The sequence below is a fragment of the Pseudomonas sp. MF6767 genome (assembly GCF_016405475.1).
Taxonomy (GTDB): domain Bacteria; phylum Pseudomonadota; class Gammaproteobacteria; order Pseudomonadales; family Pseudomonadaceae; genus Aquipseudomonas; species Aquipseudomonas paracarnis.
The window spans coordinates 303,267-322,507 of the sequence record NZ_JAEKCY010000005.1 but is presented as its reverse complement, the minus strand read 5'-3'; the positions used below and the strand labels follow the sequence as shown (position 1 = coordinate 322,507).

The window sequence follows — 19,241 nt, the reverse complement described above, 5'->3', positions numbered from 1 at the left end:
GGATTAGCCGCCCGGCGCCGGGGCGAAGATGGACTGCAAGTGCGACTGGCTCTCGCCCATGGTGATCTTGTCGTTGAGACCCTGGCGCAGGTAAGTCACCAGTTGCGGCTGCAAGGCGATGGCCAGGTCAGTGTCGCGGTCGCCACCGGCCACATAGGCGCCGACGCTGATCAGGTCACGGCTTTGCTGGTAGCGCGACCACAGCTGCTTGAACTGCTGGGCACGGGCCATATGCTCCGGCGTGACCACCGCCGGCATCACCCGGCTGATGGACGCTTCGATATCGATGGCTGGGTAATGCCCCTCTTCCGCCAGGCGCCGCGACAGCACGATGTGGCCGTCGAGCACGCCCCTGGCCGAGTCGGCAATCGGGTCCTGTTGGTCGTCGCCTTCAGACAACACGGTGTAGAACGCGGTGATCGAGCCACCGCCGGCTTCGGCATTACCGGCACGCTCTACCAGCTTGGGCAGCTTGGCAAATACCGACGGGGGGTAACCCTTGGTCGCGGGCGGCTCACCGATGGCCAAAGCGATCTCGCGCTGGGCCTGGGCGAAACGCGTGAGGGAGTCCATCAGCAACAGGACGTTCTTGCCCTTGTCGCGAAAATATTCGGCGATGCGCGTGCAGTACATCGCCGCACGCAGGCGCATCAACGGTGCATCGTCTGCCGGAGAAGCGACGACAACAGAACGCTTGAGCCCTTCTTCACCGAGGCTGTGCTCGATGAACTCCTTCACTTCGCGGCCCCGCTCGCCGATCAGCCCCACCACGATGATGTCGGCCTCGGTAAAGCGCGTCATCATGCCCAGCAACACCGACTTACCCACGCCAGTACCGGCGAACAGGCCCAGGCGCTGGCCGCGACCGACCGTCAATAAACCGTTGATGCTGCGAATGCCCACATCCAGCGGCACGCTGATGGGGTTGCGCTTGAGCGGGTTGATGGTGGGGCCGTCCATCGGCACCCAGTCTTCGGCCTTCATGCCGCCCTTGCCGTCCAGCGCACGGCCGGCACCGTCGAGTACGCGGCCCAGCATGCTCATGCCCATGGGCAGGCGGCCAGTGTCGGCCAGCGGCACCACGCGGGCGCCGGGAGCGATACCCGCCAGGCTGCCCACCGGCATCAGGAAAATCTTGCTGCCGGAAAAGCCCATCACCTCGGCTTCGACCTGCACCGGGTGGTAGCTGTCGTCGTTGATCACCAGGCAGCGGCTGCCCATGGCGGCGCGCAGACCCTCGGCTTCCAGGGTCAGGCCGACCATGCGCAACAAACGCCCTTCAAGAACCGGCTGGCCCGGCAACTCGGTGGCCTCGGCGTAGCTGCCCAGGCGCTTGGCGAAGCTGGTGCGATCAAGGCGCATCGGTGGCGTCCAGGTCAACGCTCAGGTCAGGCTCGGCGGGATGCAGGGCCTGTTCATGCAGTTGATCAAATAACTTGGCCATGATCTGGCTGATACGGGTTTCCACCGTCGCGTCAATGCGGCTGTGCTCGGTTTCGACACGGCAACCACCGGGCTGCAACGAAGCGTCTTCGACGATGCGCCAGGTTTCTTCATGACGCTCGCGCAGGGCTTTGACCTGTTCGAAATCTTGCGGGTTGATGTACAGCCGCACATTGCCGACGCCCAGGGGCAGCAGCTTGAGGGCTTCACGCATCACGCCTTCGATCTGGCTGGAATCGAGCACCAGCTCGCGCTGGATCACCTGACGAGCAATGTGCTGCACCAGGCCAACCATAGATTTTTCCAGCTGCGAGTCCTGTTCGGCGATAGGGTCGAACAGGTTGCCCATCAGGCGCTCCAGGCTACCCAACTTGGTGGCCAGCGCCGCTTCGGCCTCCTGGCGAACCTTGAGGGTGGTGCTGCGAAAGCCGTCTTTTTCCCCCGCCGCAAAGCCTTCGTTGTAGGCCTCTTGGCGAATGGTTTCCAACTCTTCGAGGGTCAGTGGCTGGACTTCATCCAGTGGCACTTCTTCCATCTCTGCCGGAGGTTCTTCAACCGGTTCAGGCTCGGGCTCCGGCACATGGGGGTCGAAACTGGGCAGCGACCAGATGTCGAAGCCGCCGACATCCCGCGCGCGAATCAGATCGCTGGGAGCCTCATCTTTATTCGACATGCAAGGCGCCTTAGATCATTTCTTCGCCGCCCTTCCCGCCGAGAACGATTTCTCCGGCTTCGGCCATACGGCGGGCAATGGTGAGGATTTCTTTCTGGGCGGTTTCCACGTCGCTGACGCGCACCGGGCCCTTGGCTTCCAGGTCGTCGCGAAGCAATTCGGACGCACGCTTGGACATGTTCTTGAAGATCTTTTCTTTGACGTTCTCGTCCGAGCCCTTGAGCGCCAGCACCAGCACGTCCGAGGACACTTCGCGCAGCAGCGCCTGGATGCCGCGGTCGTCGACATCGGCCAGGTTGTTGAACACGAACATCAGGTCTTCGATCTGGCCGGACAGGGTGTCGTCGATCTCGCGGATCGAGTCCATCAACTGGCCTTCGACCGAGCTGTCGAGGAAGTTCATGATGTCGGCTGCGCGCTTGATGCCACCCAGGGTGGTGCGCGAGGCGTTGGAATTGCCGGAGAACTGCTTCTCCAGAATGGTGTTGAGTTCCTTGAGCGCCGCCGGTTGCACAGTGTTGAGCGACGACACACGCAGGATGATGTCCAGGCGCACTTTATGGTCGAAGTGGCCGAGCACTTCGCCGGCCTGGTCCGGGTCGAGGTAGGCCACGACGATCGCCTGAATCTGCGGGTGCTCGTAGCGGATCACGTCGGCCACTGCCCGCGGTTCCATCCACTTGAGGCTATCCAGGCCGCTGGTGTTGCCACCCAGCAGGATGCGGTCGATCAGGCCGTTGGCCTTGTCTTCGCCCAGGGCCGAGGTGAGCATCTTGCGAATGTAGCTGTCGGAGCCGACGCCCAGGCTGGTCTGGTCGCCGACGATCTCGACGAACTCGCTCATCACCTGCTCGACTTGCTCGCGGTGCACATTGCGCATCTGCGCCATGGCCACGCCCACTCGCTGGACCTCTTTGGGGCCCATGTGGCGCAGCACTTGGGCAGCGTCGGTTTCACCCAGGGACAGCAGCAGCACGGCGGCTTTGTCGACCCGGGACAGCTTGGCCACAGCGGCTCGATCATTCATCTGCGTTAATCCACTCTTTCACGACCTGAGCCACACGGCCCGGGTCTTCTGCCACCAGACTCTTGATTGCGTTCAACTGAGCGTCATAGCCTTCGCTCGGGCTTGGCAACAGGATGCTTTGCGGGCCGCCGAGGCTGACGCGGTCGTTGGCCAGTTCGCCGTCCAGGCCGCCCATGCCACCCAACTCGACGTCACCACCGGCCAGCGCCAGTTGCTTCTTGCCGCCGCCGGTGATGTTGTTGAGCACCGGGCGCAATACGCCGAACACCAACACCAGGATGAACAGCACCCCCAGCACTTGCTTGACGATGTCCCAGAACCACGGCTGGGTGTAGAACGCCGGGTCAGCGATCACTTCACCGCGCTCGGCGGAGAACGGCATGTTGATCACGCTGACGCTGTCGCCACGGCTGGCGTCGAAGCCAACGGCGTCCTGCACCAGGCGGGTGAAGCGCGCCAGTTCGTCAGCCGTCCACGGCGCACGGGTCACCGCGCCGTCCGCAGGGTTGACCTTGACCTGGTCATCGACCACCACCGACACCGACAGGCGATTGATCTTGCCCTGCTGCTGCTTGGTGTGGCTGATGGAACGGTCGAGTTCGAAGTTCTTGGTGGACTGGTTACGCTTGTCCGCAGGGTATGGCGCAAGCATCGGCTGGCCGGTGGCCGGGTCCATGATCTGCTGGCCGTTGGCGTCCAACAGCGGCTGGCCAGGCTGGATCGCGCCAGCCGTGGCGGCGGCGCCACCGGTGGTTTGCGGTGCCGAGGCCGGCGCGGGTGGCTGGTTGCTCAGGGCGCCTGGCACACCTTGGGGGCCATTGCTGGCGGTGCGTTGTTCGCTGGTGGACTGCTCGCTGCGCAGGGCCGGCTGGTCCGGGTTGAACTGTTCGGAGGTGGACTCGACGGCGCTGAAGTCCACGTCGGCCGACACTTCAGCCTTGTAGCGGTCGTTGCCCAGTACCGGTTGCAGGATGTTATGCACGCGCTGGGTGAGCATGCTTTCCATGCGGCGGCTGTAGTCGAACTGCTTGCCGGCCTGGGTCAGCGCGGAGTTTTCGGCCATGTCGGACAGCAGGTTGCCCTTCTGGTCCACCACGGTGATTTGCGACTTGCTCAATTCGGGAACACTGGTTGCCACCAGGTTGACGATCGCCAGTACCTGGCCAGGCTCCAGGGAGCGGCCAGCAAACAGCTCGACCAAGACCGAGGCGCTGGGCTTGCGTTCGTCACGCACGAACACCGAGCTTTTCGGAATCGCCAGGTGCACACGGGCGGCCTTGACGTTATTGAGGCTGGAAATGGTGCGCGCCAGTTCGCCTTCCAGGCCACGACGATAGCGGGTGGCTTCCATGAACTGGCTGGTGCCCAGACCCTGGTCCTTGTCGAGGATTTCAAAACCAATGTTGCTGTCGGACGGCGCCACGCCAGCGGCGGCCAGTTTCATCCGCGCTCGAGCCACGTCATCGGCCTTGACCAGCAAGGCGCCCGAGTTGGGCTCCACGGTGTAGGCGATGTCGGCGGCGGCGAGGGTTTCCATGATCTGCTTGGAATCCATGCCCGACAGGCTGCCGTACAGGGGGCGGTAATCGGGTTGCTGCGACCACAGCACCACGGCAAAACCAATCGCCACGCTGGCGGCCAGGCCCACCATCAGGCCCACCTGACGCAGCATGGTCATTTCCGAGAGGTTTTCCAGGAACGACAGGCCAAACAACGGCGGTTTGCCGTCGGCCTTGGCGGGGAGGTTGTCGGAGACTGCTTCAGCCATGACTTAAATCTCGTCCTTAAACCGGCATCTGCATGATGTCTTGATACGCCTGAACCAGCTTGTTACGCACTTGGGTCAAGGCCTGGAAGGACACACTGGCCTTTTGCGAGGCGACCATCACATCGGTGAGGTCCACGCCGCTTTTACCGATCTCGAAGGCCGTCGCCAACTGGCTGGACGCCTGCTGGGTATCGCTGACTTTATTGATTGCCTGACCGAGCATGTCGGCAAAATTGCTTTGGCCCAATTCCGGCGCTGGCGCGACGGATTTCGGTTGAGCCATGGCGTCCATTTGCATGGCGCGCATATCCAACATCAACCGATTGAACTCAATACCCTGGCTCATGACCTTCTCTCTCCGACGACCCGCAATTTTTTGACACTACGCAGCGGTTACTAGGGGTGGTAGCAACAAGGGTGCCAGCTCTGTGACAACTCGTAAGAAAAGGCGACAAAGCTTGTCGAACTTGTTACCGGTCATGTGGCGAAAAGATACGCTTCCACATCCATACCGGCGTCGCGCATCTGCGCCAGCTTGTAGCGCAAGGTGCGCGGGCTGATGCCCAGGCGTTCGGCCGCTTCTTTGCGGCGGCCACGCTCGGCGCGCAGGGTGTCGATGATCATCTGGAATTCACGGCGGCGCAGGTCATCGCCCAGGGCACCGGCTGATTCCGCCTCGGCGACCACTGGAGCCGGGGCCAGGCTCGGCAACGGCGCAGCGCCATTGCCCATGGCCAGGCAGAAATCCTGGGGCTGGATCAAACCGCCCTGCTGCAAAATCAGCGCACGCTGGATCGCGTTGTCCAGCTCGCGCACGTTGCCCGGCCATGGGTAACTGACCAGGCACGCCTGGGCCTCGGGCGATAAACGCGCCTGGGCATGCTTCATTTTTTTGACGTGGTTGTTCAGCAGGCGCTCGGCCAGGGGAATGATATCCGCCGGGCGCTCACGCAATGGGCGCCAGGCCAGCGGGAACACCGACAACCGGTAGAACAGGTCTTCACGGAAGCGCCCCGCCGCCACTTCACCCGCCAGGTCGCGGTTGGTGGTGGCGACCACGCGGATATCCAGCTGGATCGGCTTGCGTGCGCCCACGCGCTCCACTTCACGCTCCTGCAATACCCGCAGCAACTTGGCTTGCAGGCCCAGGGGCATTTCCGAGATTTCGTCGAGCAGAATGGTGCCGCCGTCGGCTTGTTCGAACTTGCCGGCCTGGGCCGCGATGGCGCCGGTGAACGAGCCCTTTTCATGGCCAAACAAGGTGGCTTCCAGCATGTTGTCGGGGATCGCCGCGCAGTTGATCGCAATGAACGGTTGTTTGGCACGGCCCGATTGCTGGTGGATATAACGCGCCAGCACTTCTTTACCGGTGCCGGACTCGCCGGAAATCAGCACAGTGGAATCACTGCGCGCCACCCGCGCTGCCAGTTCCAGCAATTGCGCGCTGGCCGGCTCAAAGGCAATCGGGCCATCGCCGTCGGCTGCGGGCATCACGCCCAGGGCATGCCGGGCGACCAGTTCGATCAACGCCTTGGGTTCGAACGGCTTGACCAGGTAATCCGCCGCGCCCTGACGCATGGCATCCACCGCCCGCTCCACCGCGCCATGGGCGGTCATCAGCAGCACCGGCAGTTGCGGCTGGCGCACCCGCAGCAGGCCGAGCAACTGGTGGCCGTCCATGCCGGGCATGTTGACGTCGCTGACCACCAGGCTGAAGGTTTCCTGCTCGACCGCCTCCAAGGCTTCCTCGGCAGAGCCGACCGCACGGTAGTCATGGCCCGCCAACAGCAGCGTGTCAGCCAATGCTTCACGCAGGGCGCGATCGTCTTCCACCAATAAAACCTTGATAGCCATCATCCTCTTACTCCGCGCTTGCCGCGCTGGAAAACAGCGGCAAGGTCATCAATGCACAGGTGCCACGCCCCAGGCGCGAACGCAGCTGCAATTGTCCCTGATGGGCACGGGCCACTGCCTTGACCACGGTCAGGCCCAGGCCAGTGCCGTTGGTCTTGGTGGTAAAAAACGGCTCGCCCAGGCGCTGCAGCACCTGCGGGGCGATACCGCTGCCGCTGTCGCTGACGCACAGGCGCAGGGTTTGTCCGCGGCTATACAGGTGCACTTTCAGGCGCGCCCCGGGGCCACTGGCCTGGGTAGCGTTTTCGATCAGGTTGAGCAGCGCGCCCACCAGGGTGTCGCGGTTGCACAGCAATTCGCCCTGGTGGCTGTCGCACTGCCAGCGCAGGTTGGCCTCCTGCACATGGGTCGCCGCTGCCGCTTGCAGCGACTGCATCAAACCGGCAGGGGTAACGCGATCGGTCAGCGGCAGTTCGCCGCGGGCAAATACCAGCATGTCACGTACTTGGTGTTCCAACTCATGCAGGCGCTCCTTGAGGCGCCCGGCAAAGCGTTGGTGGGTGGCCGCTGGTAATTGCTCGTCAGTCAAATGGCTGGCGTAGATCAATGCCGCCGACAACGGCGTACGAATCTGATGCGCCAAGGAAGCGACCATCCGCCCCAGGGACGACAGCCGCTCATGGCGAGCCAACTGATCTTGCAAGTGCCGGGTTTCTGTCAGGTCATTGAGCAGCACAAGCTGGCCCGGCTCGGCGTCCAGGGAACGGGTCGCAATGGACAGCCGGCGCCCGTCCTTGAGGGAGACTTCGTGGCCGTCGTCTTCACGGGGGGCGAAACAGCGGGTGATGACTTCACGCCACAGCTCGCCTTCCAGCGGCAAGCCAAGCAGGTCGCAGGCCGCCGGGTTGGCTTCGCGAACGCGGCCTTGGTCGTCGATGACGATCACGCCACCGGGCAACAGGTCCAGCAGGTTTTGCAGACGGTTGGCCAGGCGTTCTTTCTCGGCCAGCTCCTGCATTCGCTGGGCGCTGACGACCGCCAGTTCGCCTTTAAGCTCGGAAACCCGGGCCTCAAGCAGGCTGTAGGAGTCGGTCAGCTGGTTCGACATCTGGTTGAACTGCGAGAGCGCGTGCTCCAGGCCCTGGCGGGTCGGCGGTTCTACAGGCGAAACCAGCCCCTGGATGGCAGGGGCCGAAGATAGTTGGGCGGCGTGGGGCATGATGCTCTCTCGCTTGGCTGACCGTCAGTTAAACGGAACGTTGCGAGGGCTGTAGCAATACCCGTGCCGAAAAAAATCTACCTATAAATCAAGTAGTTGAAAAACAGGCGTCAATCATCCGCCTGTTCATCACCTTCTTTGCGGCTCATCCCGTACTTGCGCATCTTCTCCACCAGGGTGGTGCGACGGATACGCAGGCGCTCGGCGGCACGGGCGACGATGCCGTTGGCATCGTCCAGCGCCTGTTGGATCAGGCCTTGTTCCAGGTTGCCGAGGTAGTCCTTGAGATCCAGGCCTTCGGGCGGCAACATCGCGCTAGCGCCGAAGTCTGGAGTATGGCCGTTGATTGCCACGCGCTCTTCCATGTCGCTGCGCAGGCTGTCCATCTGCTCGTCCTCGTCGTCGACGTAGCGGAATTTCTTCGGCAACTCGACCACGCCGATCACCCCGTACGGATGCATGATCGCCATGCGCTCCACCAGGTTGGCCAGCTCGCGGACGTTGCCCGGCCAGCCGTGGCGGCACAGGGACATGATTGCCGCGGAGTTGAAACGAATGGAGCCGCGCTTCTCGTGCTCCATGCGCGAGATCAGTTCGTTCATCAGCAACGGGATGTCTTCCACGCGCTCGCGCAGCGGGGCCATCTCGATAGGGAATACGTTGAGGCGGTAGTACAGGTCTTCGCGGAAGCTGCCGACCTCGATCATGCTTTCGAGGTTCTTGTGGGTGGCGGCAATGATGCGCACGTCCACGCTCTGGGTCTTGTTGCTGCCCACGCGCTCGAAGGTGCGTTCCTGCAATACGCGCAGCAGCTTGACCTGCATCGGCAACGGCATGTCGCCGATTTCGTCGAGGAACAGTGTGCCGCCATTGGCCAGCTCAAAGCGCCCGGCACGGCTGGTGATCGCCCCGGTAAAGGCGCCCTTCTCGTGGCCGAACAATTCGCTTTCCAGCAGCTCTGCCGGGATCGCCCCGCAGTTGACCGGCACAAAGGGCCCGTCGCGACGCTTGGAGTGATAGTGCAGGTTGCGCGCGACCACTTCCTTGCCGGTGCCCGACTCGCCGAGGATCAGCACGCTGGCGTCGGTATCGGCCACTTGCTGCATCATCTGGCGCACGTGCTGGATGGCGCGGCTGGTGCCGACCAGGCTGCGGAACAGGTTGGGTTCACGGTGACGGCCGCGCTCGCGGGCCTGGTCGTACATCTCGCGATAGACCTGGGCACGGTGCAGGGAATCGAGCAATTTGCTGTAGCTGGGCGGCATTTCCAGGTTGGATAGCACGCGGCGGCGCTGGTCTTCCGGCAGGTCCACGGAAGAAATATCGCCCATTAGCAACACCGGAAGGAACTCATCCCAGGTAGACAGTGTCTTTAACAGGCCCAGAACTGCGCCAGGAGCGTTTACCGTCCCGATCAATACACAAATGACTTCACGGCTCGACGACAACGAGCTGACCGCCTGCTGCCAATCGTGGCTGCCGCAGGGCAAATTTTCTTCACCGAGAAAATTTAAAATCACCGCTAAATCGCGGCGGCGGACGCTATCGTCATCGATCAGCAGAATTTTGGTTTCACGCCACATGCAATAGCAACTTCCCTAGTAAAACTTCCTGCCCCGGAATGAGGGCAATCAAGACGTCTGTAAGATTTCTTACCTTCTAGACGTCTGAAATCTGAAAACAGCACTAGTTAAGTCAAAAATGATGACATAGTCAAATATATGACGCGCCGTTCGGATTAACTGCGCCCTTTCAACCGAACAGATGGTAAACCTTTGACGCATTTTTCGCTTGGTTGATCTGCGACATCTCTTCGAAAATCGCCTGGCGCTCGCCGGTCGTCACCTCAAGCAACTGCTGGTAAACCGCCAACAGGCTTTCCAGCTTTCCACGCAGCGCATCCTCATCCACCGGCGCTTCGCTGAGCACCTGATCGATCACACTGCGGCAGCCCAGGTCGAGCTCGCTGATGGCATCCCAGTTGCGCGCAGCCAGCGCGTCGACCAGGGCTTCACGGGTTTCATCAATGCGTTGCAGTGCGTGGCTCATGACGAGTTCCTCAAGGCCCGTGGCCTTATTCTGCTGCGCCTTGTGGCGCGCCGATAGCATCCCAGCCTTCTTTTACGGTAATCATCAAGCGAGCGACTTCGTCGATGATCTCGGCGTCGTTTTGTTGGTTAGCCTCCATTAACCGGTTGGTCATGTACACATAAAGGCTTTCCAACTGCTGAACATAAGCCGGGTTATCACTCTTTTCAGCATCCAGGCCATCGCGCAGCCCGATAACGATGTCGATGGCCTTGCCGAGCATCAAACCCTTCTGTGCGATGTCACCACGCGCCAGGGCGCCCTTGGCCTGGGACATGCGATCCAGGCCGCCTTCCATCAGCATCTGCACCAGGCGATGCGGGCTGGCTTCGGAGATCTGTGCGTGGGAATTGACCTTCTGGTATTGGCGAAGGGCTCGCATGGGGTTCATGTTTCTACCTCGTGACAGGCGACAGCGAAAAGGATTCTAGTAACCAATATGTCGACTGGGCCGCAAAAAGCTTTAACACCGGTCGTCTTTCGGTACGAAAAGGCCAGGCAGGTTGCCTGGCCTTTTGCGTGAGTGGCGATCAGTTATTGGTTTTAGGGTTGTTCAAGGCATTGAGCGTGGTCATGACGCTGGTGCTTTGCTGGCGCAGTTGGGCAACCAGGGTGTCCATGGCGTTGTATTTGGCGGAGAGGCTGTTGGTCAGCAGTTCCATGCGCTCGTTCAGGGTTTCCTGCTGCTTTGCGATGTCCTTGAGGCTATCGGTCAACGAGGTAGAACGCGTTGCCAGAACCCCGGTAGTAGCTTTGGCAAAATCATCTGTTGCACTTTTCATGCGTGCCAACATGCCGTCTTTGCCGGTGAACATACTGTTGATATCGGCTGCATTGGTCTTGACGGCAGCGTCCCACTTTTTGTCATCGATTGTCAGCAAGCCGGTGGTAGAGCTTGTGCTCACGCCAAATTGAGCCAACGACTTGAAAGTACCAGTCCCCGAAAGCGTGTTGAATTCATTGCGGATCGCCGCCTGGAGCGAACGCATGGTCGAGTCACCGGTCAATGCCGCAGCCGTCGTGCTGCCATCAAGATTCTTGGTGACCTTGGTTTCGGCATTCATTGCGGTGATCAAAGCATTGTAGGTATCAACGAAGCCTTTGACCCCGGACTTGAGCGCCGTGTTGTTGGTACTGACGGTGATCAGCGTAGCGTTTTTATCGCCAGAGGTGCCCGTCTTGTAAGTCGAAGGCGCCACCAGCTTGATGTTCACACCACTGAGCGCTCCCTCAATACTGTTGGTCTTGGACACAGACGCAACACCATCAATGCTGTACAGCGCATCCTTGGGCAGATCGACGACCGTTGAACCCACATCCAGGCCGGAGGTGCCAGAAAGCGTAAGGTCGGAACCGGTACCCATGGTGGTAGAGGTCAGGATCAATCGGGAACCATTGGAGTCGGTCTGGATGTTGGCACTCAGCCCGGAAGTACCAAACTGGGTATTGATCGAATCCCGCACCTGCTGCAAGGTCGCGCCGGCTGGAACATTGACGCTGTAATCCTTGCCCGATTGAGAGATGGTCAAGGTGGTCGGCTTATCCGTAGCGTTCACCACGGCAGAGGTGCCGCCAGAGAAGTTCTTGCTGGATAATTTGGAAGCCTGGGCCAACTGGTCAACGATCAGTCGGAAGCTGCCGTTCGAAGCCGTATTATTGGCAGTCATGGTCGCCGTTTTTTCATCCGAGGACGAGCCGGTCAAACCAGTGAAACTACTGTCTTTGGTCATGGAGTCTAACGCACTACGAAACGCATCCAACGCCGCCTGAATCTTGCCGATCGAAGACAGCGTGGTGGTCGCCTTCTGGGACGCGGTATTGATCTGCGTCTGCTTGGGCACCTTTTCGGCGTCCACCAAGGACTTCACGATCGCTTGCGTATCGATGTTCGAACCGATACCACTTACCGTTGAACCCGCCATCATCTATCTCCTGTTCGGTGGCTGCCGTTATCTTGACTTATTACACCTCAAGACCTGACAGCAACAAATTTCATGCCAGCTCACACCTTGTCGTCAAACAACACGTTGCTTGCGCTGGAAAGGTTCTGTGCCAGTTTCAACGCCGTTTCCGACGGAATCTGACGGATCACTTCACCGCTGTCGGTGGCAATGACCTTGACCACGACCCGATGGGTCGAATCGTCAATGGAAAAATCCAGGCTGCGCTGGGCAGCCTGGACGAATTCGCGAATATCGGTTACTGCTTTTTCCAGGTCCGCGCGCTCAGGCTCTTTGCCTGTTGCCGCCACTTCCTGGGGCTTGCTGCTGCTTTGATCGGCGGTCACCTTGGGAGGCGCGCCTTGAGGGGCAACCGGCGGATAAGACTGGTTCAGCTTTACACTCATGTCCATGTCCAATCTCCTCTAAACCGAAAAAACGGAAGGGCACGTAAACGCGCCCTTCCGTTAGTTACCAAGCGCGCTGATTACTGAAGCAGTTTCAGTACAGCGGATGGCAGTTGGTTAGCCTGCGACAGGATCGCGGTGGAAGCCGACTGCAGGGTTTGTTGCTTGGTCAGTTCGGCGGTTTCGGAAGCGAAGTCGACGTCCTGAACGGTGGAACGTGCAGCGGTGGAGTTCTTCTGAATGTTCTGCAGGTTGTCTGCAGTGGTAGTCAGACGGTTCTGGGTAGCACCCAGACCCGAACGAACGCTGTCGATGGTGCCGATGGCCTTGTCGATAACCGACAGAGCGTTTTGAGCCATATCAGCGCTGGTCACGTCAGTATTGGCGATGGTGGTTTTGGTGGAAGCCGCAGTGGTGGCCGCAGCCGCACCGAACAGACCGCCAACACCAGTGCCCGACAAGGAGTAACCCTTGGAGGAATCGAGCGATACTTGGCCGGTGGCAATCATCGCAGTGGTATCAGACAGAGCAGTGCCGGTGGCAGCGAAGGCACCAGAACCATCCTTGGCCTTAATGGTGATCGCGCCAGCACTGGCAGCACCAGCTGCGACAGCACCAAACTCGATGTTCTCACCGGTGTCGGACTTGACCGAAAGCGTCTTCTTGGCTTCGTCAAAGTTGACACTGATACCCAACTTGGCGGCGTTGGACTTCAGCTGATCAGCCAAGCCAGCCTGGCTTGTTACACCAGTCATGGTGACAGTCTGACCATTGACGGTCATCGAAAAAGTCGCTGCAGCGGCAGGAGTAGCACCTGCAAACGCAGCAGCATCAACATCGAGCTGAACTTCGGTGCTTGCAGTGGCAGTCAAGCCGCCAATTGCGCCGTTCATTTTGCTGGCGATGCTTTGTGCCGAAGCGCCGACCGGAACAGTAATCGGGCTGCTCACTTGGCCGTTACCGGTGATAGTGATATCGCCAGTTGCGCTGCCAATACCGGTAGCCGAAGGCGTGATCGCTACACTTTTGATCTGCTGCGAACCAATGTTGTTAGCCGCAACGTTTTCCAGGCTCAGGTTGATAGTTTCGTTGGCGTTGGCGCCAACCTGGATAGCCTTGGTACCGTACGAACCGTCCAGCAGCTTCTGGCCACCGAAAGTAGTGGTTTGCGAGATACGGGTCAGTTCCGAAGTCAGGGCCTGGTATTCGTCGTTGTTCGACTTACGGTCGTCGGCGCTCAGGGAGCCGGTAGCCGAGGACAGGGCCAGGGTACGCATTTTTTGCAGGATGTCGGTCGAAGCCTGCATCGCGCCTTCAGCGGTCTGAGCGATGGAGATGCCGTCGTTCACGTTTTTTACAGCTTGGCCCAGGCCGTTGATTTGGCTGGTCAGGCGGTTAGCGATCTGCAGGCCGGCAGCGTCGTCTTTAGCGCTGTTGATACGCAGGCCGGAAGACAGGCGCTGCATGGAAGTGGCCAGGGCGCCGCCAGCTTTGTTCAGGTTGCCCTGAGTCGTGATGGAAGCAATGTTGGTGTTTACTGTTAAAGCCATGACGAAATCCTCGTTGGATGGATACTGCGGCTTCCGGCCCTGGCAACCGCCGGGTGTGGCCTGAGAACCTACGTAATAGTTATCGTCGTGGTAGCCGGTTGCTTGAGGGTTTTTTTGATTTTTTTTACTAGCCCTGTGCCAGCCCTTGTATTTCAACGGCTTATAGAGGCGTGAAACGCCAGTAATCACGGGTTACTGGCGCCAAAACTTCGCCTTCAAGACGCCCCCCCCTGGTAGGAGCGAGCTTGCTCGCGAAGAACGTTAACGATGACGCAGGCATTCAGAATGCACGCGGCGCCCTCAGGTTCTTCGCGAGCAAGCTCGCTCCTAAAAGGGGGCGCAAAAAAAACGCCGATGATCATTCGATCATCGGCGTTTTTCATGAAGCCGCTAAAGCATCACGGACGATAGAGAATCGCCGAGCCCCACGACAGCCCCACACCAAAACCGCTGATTGCCACGCGCTTCCAGGCGGCGTCCATCACGTGCTTTTCCAGCAGCAACGGAATGCTCGATGACACAGTATTGCCGGTCTCGACCATGTCCTTGATGAACTTGTCCACCGGCGCTTCTTCAAAGCGGCGCGCCACGGCGTCGACGATGGCCGCGCTGCCCTGGTGGATGCAGAACGCATCAATGTCATCTGCCTTGAGGTCCGACTCATTGAGCAGTTCGTGCAAGTGTGCCGGCACCTTGAGCAAGGCGAAGTTGAACACCTGGCGGCCGTTCATGAAGAACACACCATCGCTGACCTTCAAGTGCGGCGCGCCGGAACCGTCGGTACCGAACTTGGATTTGCCCAGCAACCACGGCGCGTCCTCGCCCATCCAGGTGGCGGTGGCGGCATCACCGAACAGCATGGTGGTGTTGCGGTCTTCCGGGTCGACGATCTTGGAATACGGGTCGGCGGTGATCAGCAGGCCGTTTTTCAGGCCGGCGGCTTCCATGAAGCCTTTCATCGCGTAGATGCCGTACACGTAGCCGGAGCAGCCCAGGGAGATATCGAAAGCTGCAACGTGAGTCGGCAGGCCCAATTTGTCCTGGACGATGGCGGCGGTGTGGGGCAAGCCCTCTTCATCGCCGTTCTGGGTGACGACGATCAGCGCGTCGATGGACTCGCGCTTCAAATCCGGGTTGTTGGCAAACAATGCATTGACTGCTTCGACGCACAGGTCGGAAGTCTCCTGTGCAGCTTCCTTGCGCGGCAGGAACGCCGAACCGATCTTGCCGATGATGAACTCTTCATCCTTGGCGAATTTGGCACCCTGGGCGTAGTTATCGATCCCGTCTGCCGGCACGTAACTGGCGATGCTTTTTATGCCAATCATTGTGGCTTCCCAATACTAAATAGCTGGAGAACACCCCTCGGACTACGCCGGGAGTGCTGACAATAAAGGGGATAACCCCATGAAAATCTCGCTGAAAGCCGCCCGATAAAGGCCCTGTGACGACTTATCCTTTTCACACGATACAGTGAAGATGCGCTTTATGACTCACAGGTCACTCAATTTTGCGCGCTTTGTGCAAAAACCGGCAACATTTCCAGGCCAGAAACGACAACGGCCTCCCCTGTCGCCAGGGGAGGCCGTTGTTCATTGCGACGATTACATGCGACTGAACAGGTTCAGCTGGGAGATTTTAACGAACGCCAGTTGCGAGGCCTGCAACATGGTTTGCTGCAACGTGAGGTTGATCGCCGCCTCGCCCATGTCAATGTTCGCCAGGTCGCTCATGGTGCTTTTGTTTGCGGTACCGATACTGATGTTTTCCGCCGACTGGATATCCAGCGCGGCTTCGCGGGCCCCGATGGAACCGCGCACGTTGTCGACCTGGGCACGTGAATTGGCAAAATTACTGATGGAGGCGTCGAGCGCATCCTTGAGCTTGACCATCGCCGCCGGGTTGCCGTCGGCCGGTTGCTCCAGCGCCTTGCGAAGTTGGCTCAGGGTATCCAGCGCGTTCTGGGTCTTGGCCGTGCTGGCAGCGACCGCAAACTGATCGCCGGCTTGCGGTGTGCCGCTGACATCAAAGGTGACGCCTGCTGCCGTCACGGTCGTACCGCCACCGGTGTCGCCGGTGGCGATCGCTTTGCTGTCGGCACTGTAGGGCTGGGCATAGACTTCATACGCCGTACCACTGGTGAACTTGATCACCGCCCCGCTGTTAGCCGGGAACGTACTGGCATAGGTGGCCGGGTTGCTCACCTGCGCATTCGTCAGCTGCGCAGTGGAGGTATTACTGGGCGTGCGCGAAACACTGAAGGTGTCGGGCTTGGCGGCCAGGCTGAACGAACGGTCCTTGACCAGCGCATCGGCGTCCGGCCCCGTCGCCATATCCTTGAGATCCACCGCAATATCAAAATTCACGCCGCGCAGGCTCACGGTGGAGCCGCCTTCCTTGGTGGAATCAAAGGTGCCGTTGCCAGGGATTTCCGACGTGATGTCGTTGCCGTTCTTGTCGGAGACCTTGTACTGAGTGCTGCTGGTAAAGGTCAGCTTGTAAGGCTCGCCATCGGCGAATTTATTCGTGTAATCCGAGCCTGAAGTCACCAGGCCGGCCGACACTGAGACTTTATGATCATTGGGCACTGGCGCCGTCGCCGGCGGCACGATTGCAGGTGCGATCCAGGTCGCCTGGGTGCGGCCCGAGTTAACGGCACCGTCCATGATGCTCTTGCCGGTGTCACCGGCACTGACTCTCAGGGAATCGGAAACCTGCAGGCTCAGCGGCGTTTCATCACCCTGATAGGTGTAGGTGCCGTCGCTGTTACGGCTATAGGGCGGCGTCGAGGTCTTGGAGCCGGAAAACAGATAGTTGCCCGAGGAATCCTTGCTGTTAAGCAAGCCCAGCACCTGGTCTTCAAGCGCACCGATCTGGCCGGCAATCGACTTGCGGTCGGCATCGCTGCGCGAACCGCCCGCTTCAATGGCCAAGGTACTGGCCGCCTGCAGCGCCTCGTTGATTGCCCCCAATACGCTTTCCTCGTTGGTCAACGAGTTCTTCAAACTGGTGATATTGCCGTTGAACTGCCCGAGCATGTCCTTCTGCTGTTGCAGCAACAACAACCTCGCCGCCGCCACCGGGTCATCCGCTGCGGTCTGCACGCGCACACCGGAACTGGCCTGCTCCTGGGCCTTCACCACGCTGGAATAGTTGTCCGTGTACTTGGAGGCACTGGTTTCAAAATACTGTGCAGTGGAAATACGCATCGTCCCAGACTCCCTTAAAGACTATTGATCAGCGTGCTGAAGGTTTCTTGCGCAGCCTTGATGATCTGCGACGAGGCGGTGTAGTACTGCTGGAATTTGATCATGTCGCCCGCCTCTTCATCGAGGTTGACCTGGGACACGGAGTTGCGCGCATCCTGGTTGGCCTTGAGCAAGGCGCCCGTGGCCGTGGTGTCGGTATTGGCCGACGCGGCCTTGGCCCCGACGGTCGACACCAGGCGACTGTTGGCCGCCACCAGGCTCACTCCGCCGCCACTGCCATCGGACAGGCCGACGGTGGCTTTGGTTTGCAGGTCGAGCAACGCCTGGGCGTTACGGTTATCCGACTTGCCCGAGGCGTTGAAGGAAAACGTGGTGCTGTCGCCAGCGGCGGGCGACCCGGCGACCGTGGTATCGAACTTGAAACTTTTGGCCGGCACCAGTAGCGTGCCGTTGGCATCCCGCATCGGTACATCGACCGTGATTTTGTTGCCTTGGCCCGGCACGATGGTACCGGTGCCAATCGGGTTGCCCTGGGCATCGTTGAGCGTGTAGCCCTGGGTGCCGTCGGCGGCCGGCTTGCCGAATACCATCTTCACAGGCATCGAGTGCTCAATGCCGGTACGCAGTTGCGCGGTATCGGCGCCACCATGAATATCGATAGGCAGGGTCAGGGTCGGCGGTGTAAAAGTGCCGGTACCCTGGTTGGTCTTGCTGCCCTCGCCCAGCAATGGCCCGGCGAACGCGATTTTATTGGCGTCCGTCAAAGTCGTGCCGATGTTGGTCGCACCGCTGGCGGTAGGGCTGACTTTGAAGCTATCGCCCGCCGCCATCGGCCCCTTGCCATCCAACGCCAGGGTGAAGCCATCGATCACCGGCGGCGGCGCGGTATTGGTGTCGAACGCGCCCATGGCCTTGCCGTCGGAGCGCACCACCGTGTAGTTGTTGCCGCTGGTAAAGGTCACTTTATAGTCGTAGGTCGACAGCTTGCTGGTGTCCGCAATGGTCACATTCAAATTGCCGGAGCCCGTGCTGTTGCCCAGCGCGCCCTGACTGCGCTGGGCAATGGCCGCCGCGCTGTTGATGTCCTTGAACAGCGATGAGCCGAAGTCACCGTTCAAGTCCAGGCCCTGCCCCAGTTGGCTGTTGATGGTATCGGCTGTCGCCAGGGCAATACGCCCCAGGTCATTGATGGCCGGCATCAGGGCATCACTGCGATAACGCAACAGGCCGCCGATGCTGCCCCCACTGAGCACGTTGCCCAGGTCGATCGCCGTACCGCCGCCAGCATTGAGCGCAATGGTGTACTGGCTTGGGTCGCTAGCGCTCGGCACTGCCGAGAGGGTGTTGGACCGGTCGCCCAATACCAGGGATTGGCCCGTGCCGGTGCTGACGCTGAACACACCATTCTGTTCACTGGTGGTCACACCCACCAGTTCATTGAGCGAGCGCACCGCCTCGTTACGGGCATCCAGCAGGTTGGCCGGGGCGCTGTTGCTTGAGCCCTGTGCCTGGGTGATCTGCTTGTTGAGCGAAGCAATCGAGGAGGTCAACTGGTTGACCTGGTCACTCATGGTGCTCAACTGGCCATTGATCGACTCTTTCTGTTGAGTCAATTGGCTGGAGATGGCGTTGAAACGGTTACTCAGGGTCTGGGCGCTGGTCAGCAGCACTTGCCGGGCAGACACGTCGCTGGGGTTGGCCGCGGAGGTCTGCACAGCGGCAAAAAACGCGCTGAGCACCGAAGACATGCCGGTTGTCTTGTCCGACAAGGTCTTGTCGATGGCGCTGGCCTGGCTGGAATAAGCCTTGGCATCGTTATTGAGCGCCGTGCTGTTCTGGTAGGCCGCATCCAGGAACTCGTTATAGACCCGACGCACATCCGCCAGCGTGGTGCCGCTGCCAATGTACACACCGCCGTAGGGGTTGTTGGCACTCGCATTTTGCGTGGTCTGCTGGCGCGAATAACCCGAGGTGTTGGCGTTGGCGATGTTATTACTCAAGACCGACAACGATCCTTGAGCGGCATTGAGCCCTGACATCCCGATACTGAGCAAACTCATGGT

At 60.1% G+C, this 19,241-nt stretch carries 16 protein-coding genes; all 16 read right to left on the bottom strand.

The window, feature by feature from the left end:
- Positions 1-3: 3 nt before the first annotated feature.
- Complete coding sequence (gene fliI / locus JFT58_RS11730; protein ID WP_054898641.1) at positions 4-1,362, bottom strand: flagellar protein export ATPase FliI; 1,359 nt, start codon at positions 1,360-1,362, stop codon at positions 4-6.
- Positions 1,352-2,116 carry a flagellar assembly protein FliH gene (fliH, locus tag JFT58_RS11725; RefSeq protein ID WP_014719350.1) on the bottom strand — a complete coding sequence of 255 codons (765 nt, stop codon included), beginning with the start codon at positions 2,114-2,116 and terminating at the stop codon, positions 1,352-1,354. The genes fliI and fliH overlap by 11 nt, the downstream gene beginning before the upstream one ends.
- Positions 2,117-2,126: 10 nt before the next feature.
- Complete coding sequence (fliG, locus tag JFT58_RS11720; RefSeq protein ID WP_003192957.1) at positions 2,127-3,143, bottom strand: flagellar motor switch protein FliG; 1,017 nt, start codon at positions 3,141-3,143, stop codon at positions 2,127-2,129.
- Positions 3,136-4,911 carry a flagellar basal-body MS-ring/collar protein FliF gene (gene fliF, locus JFT58_RS11715; protein WP_014719351.1) on the bottom strand — a complete coding sequence of 592 codons (1,776 nt, stop codon included), beginning with the start codon at positions 4,909-4,911 and terminating at the stop codon, positions 3,136-3,138. The genes fliG and fliF overlap by 8 nt, the downstream gene beginning before the upstream one ends.
- Positions 4,912-4,927: 16 nt before the next feature.
- Complete coding sequence (gene fliE / locus JFT58_RS11710) at positions 4,928-5,257, bottom strand: flagellar hook-basal body complex protein FliE (protein ID WP_003192959.1); 330 nt, start codon at positions 5,255-5,257, stop codon at positions 4,928-4,930.
- Positions 5,258-5,388: 131 nt separating this feature from the next.
- Positions 5,389-6,765 (bottom strand): sigma-54-dependent transcriptional regulator, encoded by a 1,377-nt coding sequence (locus JFT58_RS11705; RefSeq protein ID WP_032897832.1) that lies wholly within the window; start codon positions 6,763-6,765, stop codon positions 5,389-5,391.
- A gap of 7 nt (positions 6,766-6,772) precedes the next feature.
- On the bottom strand, positions 6,773-7,984 hold the full coding sequence (locus tag JFT58_RS11700) for a sensor histidine kinase (RefSeq protein ID WP_054898642.1): 1,212 nt from the start codon (positions 7,982-7,984) through the stop codon (positions 6,773-6,775).
- Positions 7,985-8,094: 110 nt separating this feature from the next.
- Positions 8,095-9,567, bottom strand: coding sequence for a sigma-54 dependent transcriptional regulator (locus tag JFT58_RS11695; protein ID WP_034126784.1), 1,473 nt, complete (start codon positions 9,565-9,567; stop codon positions 8,095-8,097).
- Between the two features lie 169 nt (positions 9,568-9,736).
- Positions 9,737-10,033, bottom strand: a complete 297-nt coding sequence (locus tag JFT58_RS11690; RefSeq protein ID WP_034126783.1) for a flagellar protein FliT — start codon at positions 10,031-10,033, stop codon at positions 9,737-9,739.
- 25 nt (positions 10,034-10,058) lie between these two features.
- Positions 10,059-10,463, bottom strand: a complete 405-nt coding sequence (gene fliS / locus JFT58_RS11685; protein WP_054898643.1) for a flagellar export chaperone FliS — start codon at positions 10,461-10,463, stop codon at positions 10,059-10,061.
- 139 nt (positions 10,464-10,602) lie between these two features.
- Positions 10,603-11,994: a flagellar filament capping protein FliD gene (gene fliD / locus JFT58_RS11680; protein ID WP_054898644.1), complete on the bottom strand. Its 1,392-nt coding sequence runs from the start codon at positions 11,992-11,994 to the stop codon at positions 10,603-10,605.
- An 80-nt stretch (positions 11,995-12,074) separates the two neighbouring features.
- Complete coding sequence (locus JFT58_RS11675) at positions 12,075-12,425, bottom strand: flagellar protein FlaG (protein WP_054898645.1); 351 nt, start codon at positions 12,423-12,425, stop codon at positions 12,075-12,077.
- A 74-nt stretch (positions 12,426-12,499) separates the two neighbouring features.
- Positions 12,500-13,969, bottom strand: coding sequence for a flagellin N-terminal helical domain-containing protein (locus JFT58_RS11670; protein WP_054898646.1), 1,470 nt, complete (start codon positions 13,967-13,969; stop codon positions 12,500-12,502).
- 398 nt (positions 13,970-14,367) lie between these two features.
- A complete protein-coding gene (locus JFT58_RS11665) occupies positions 14,368-15,297 on the bottom strand; it encodes a ketoacyl-ACP synthase III (RefSeq protein WP_054898647.1) in 930 nt (309 codons plus the stop codon).
- Positions 15,298-15,573: 276 nt separating this feature from the next.
- Positions 15,574-17,178 carry a flagellar hook-associated protein 3 gene (locus JFT58_RS11660; protein ID WP_054898648.1) on the bottom strand — a complete coding sequence of 535 codons (1,605 nt, stop codon included), beginning with the start codon at positions 17,176-17,178 and terminating at the stop codon, positions 15,574-15,576.
- A gap of 14 nt (positions 17,179-17,192) precedes the next feature.
- The gene (gene flgK, locus JFT58_RS11655) at positions 17,193-19,238 is read right to left on the bottom strand and encodes a flagellar hook-associated protein FlgK (RefSeq protein ID WP_034126776.1); all 2,046 of its coding nucleotides are present in this window, start codon (positions 19,236-19,238) and stop codon (positions 17,193-17,195) included.
- Between the last annotated feature and the right edge of the window lie 3 nt (positions 19,239-19,241).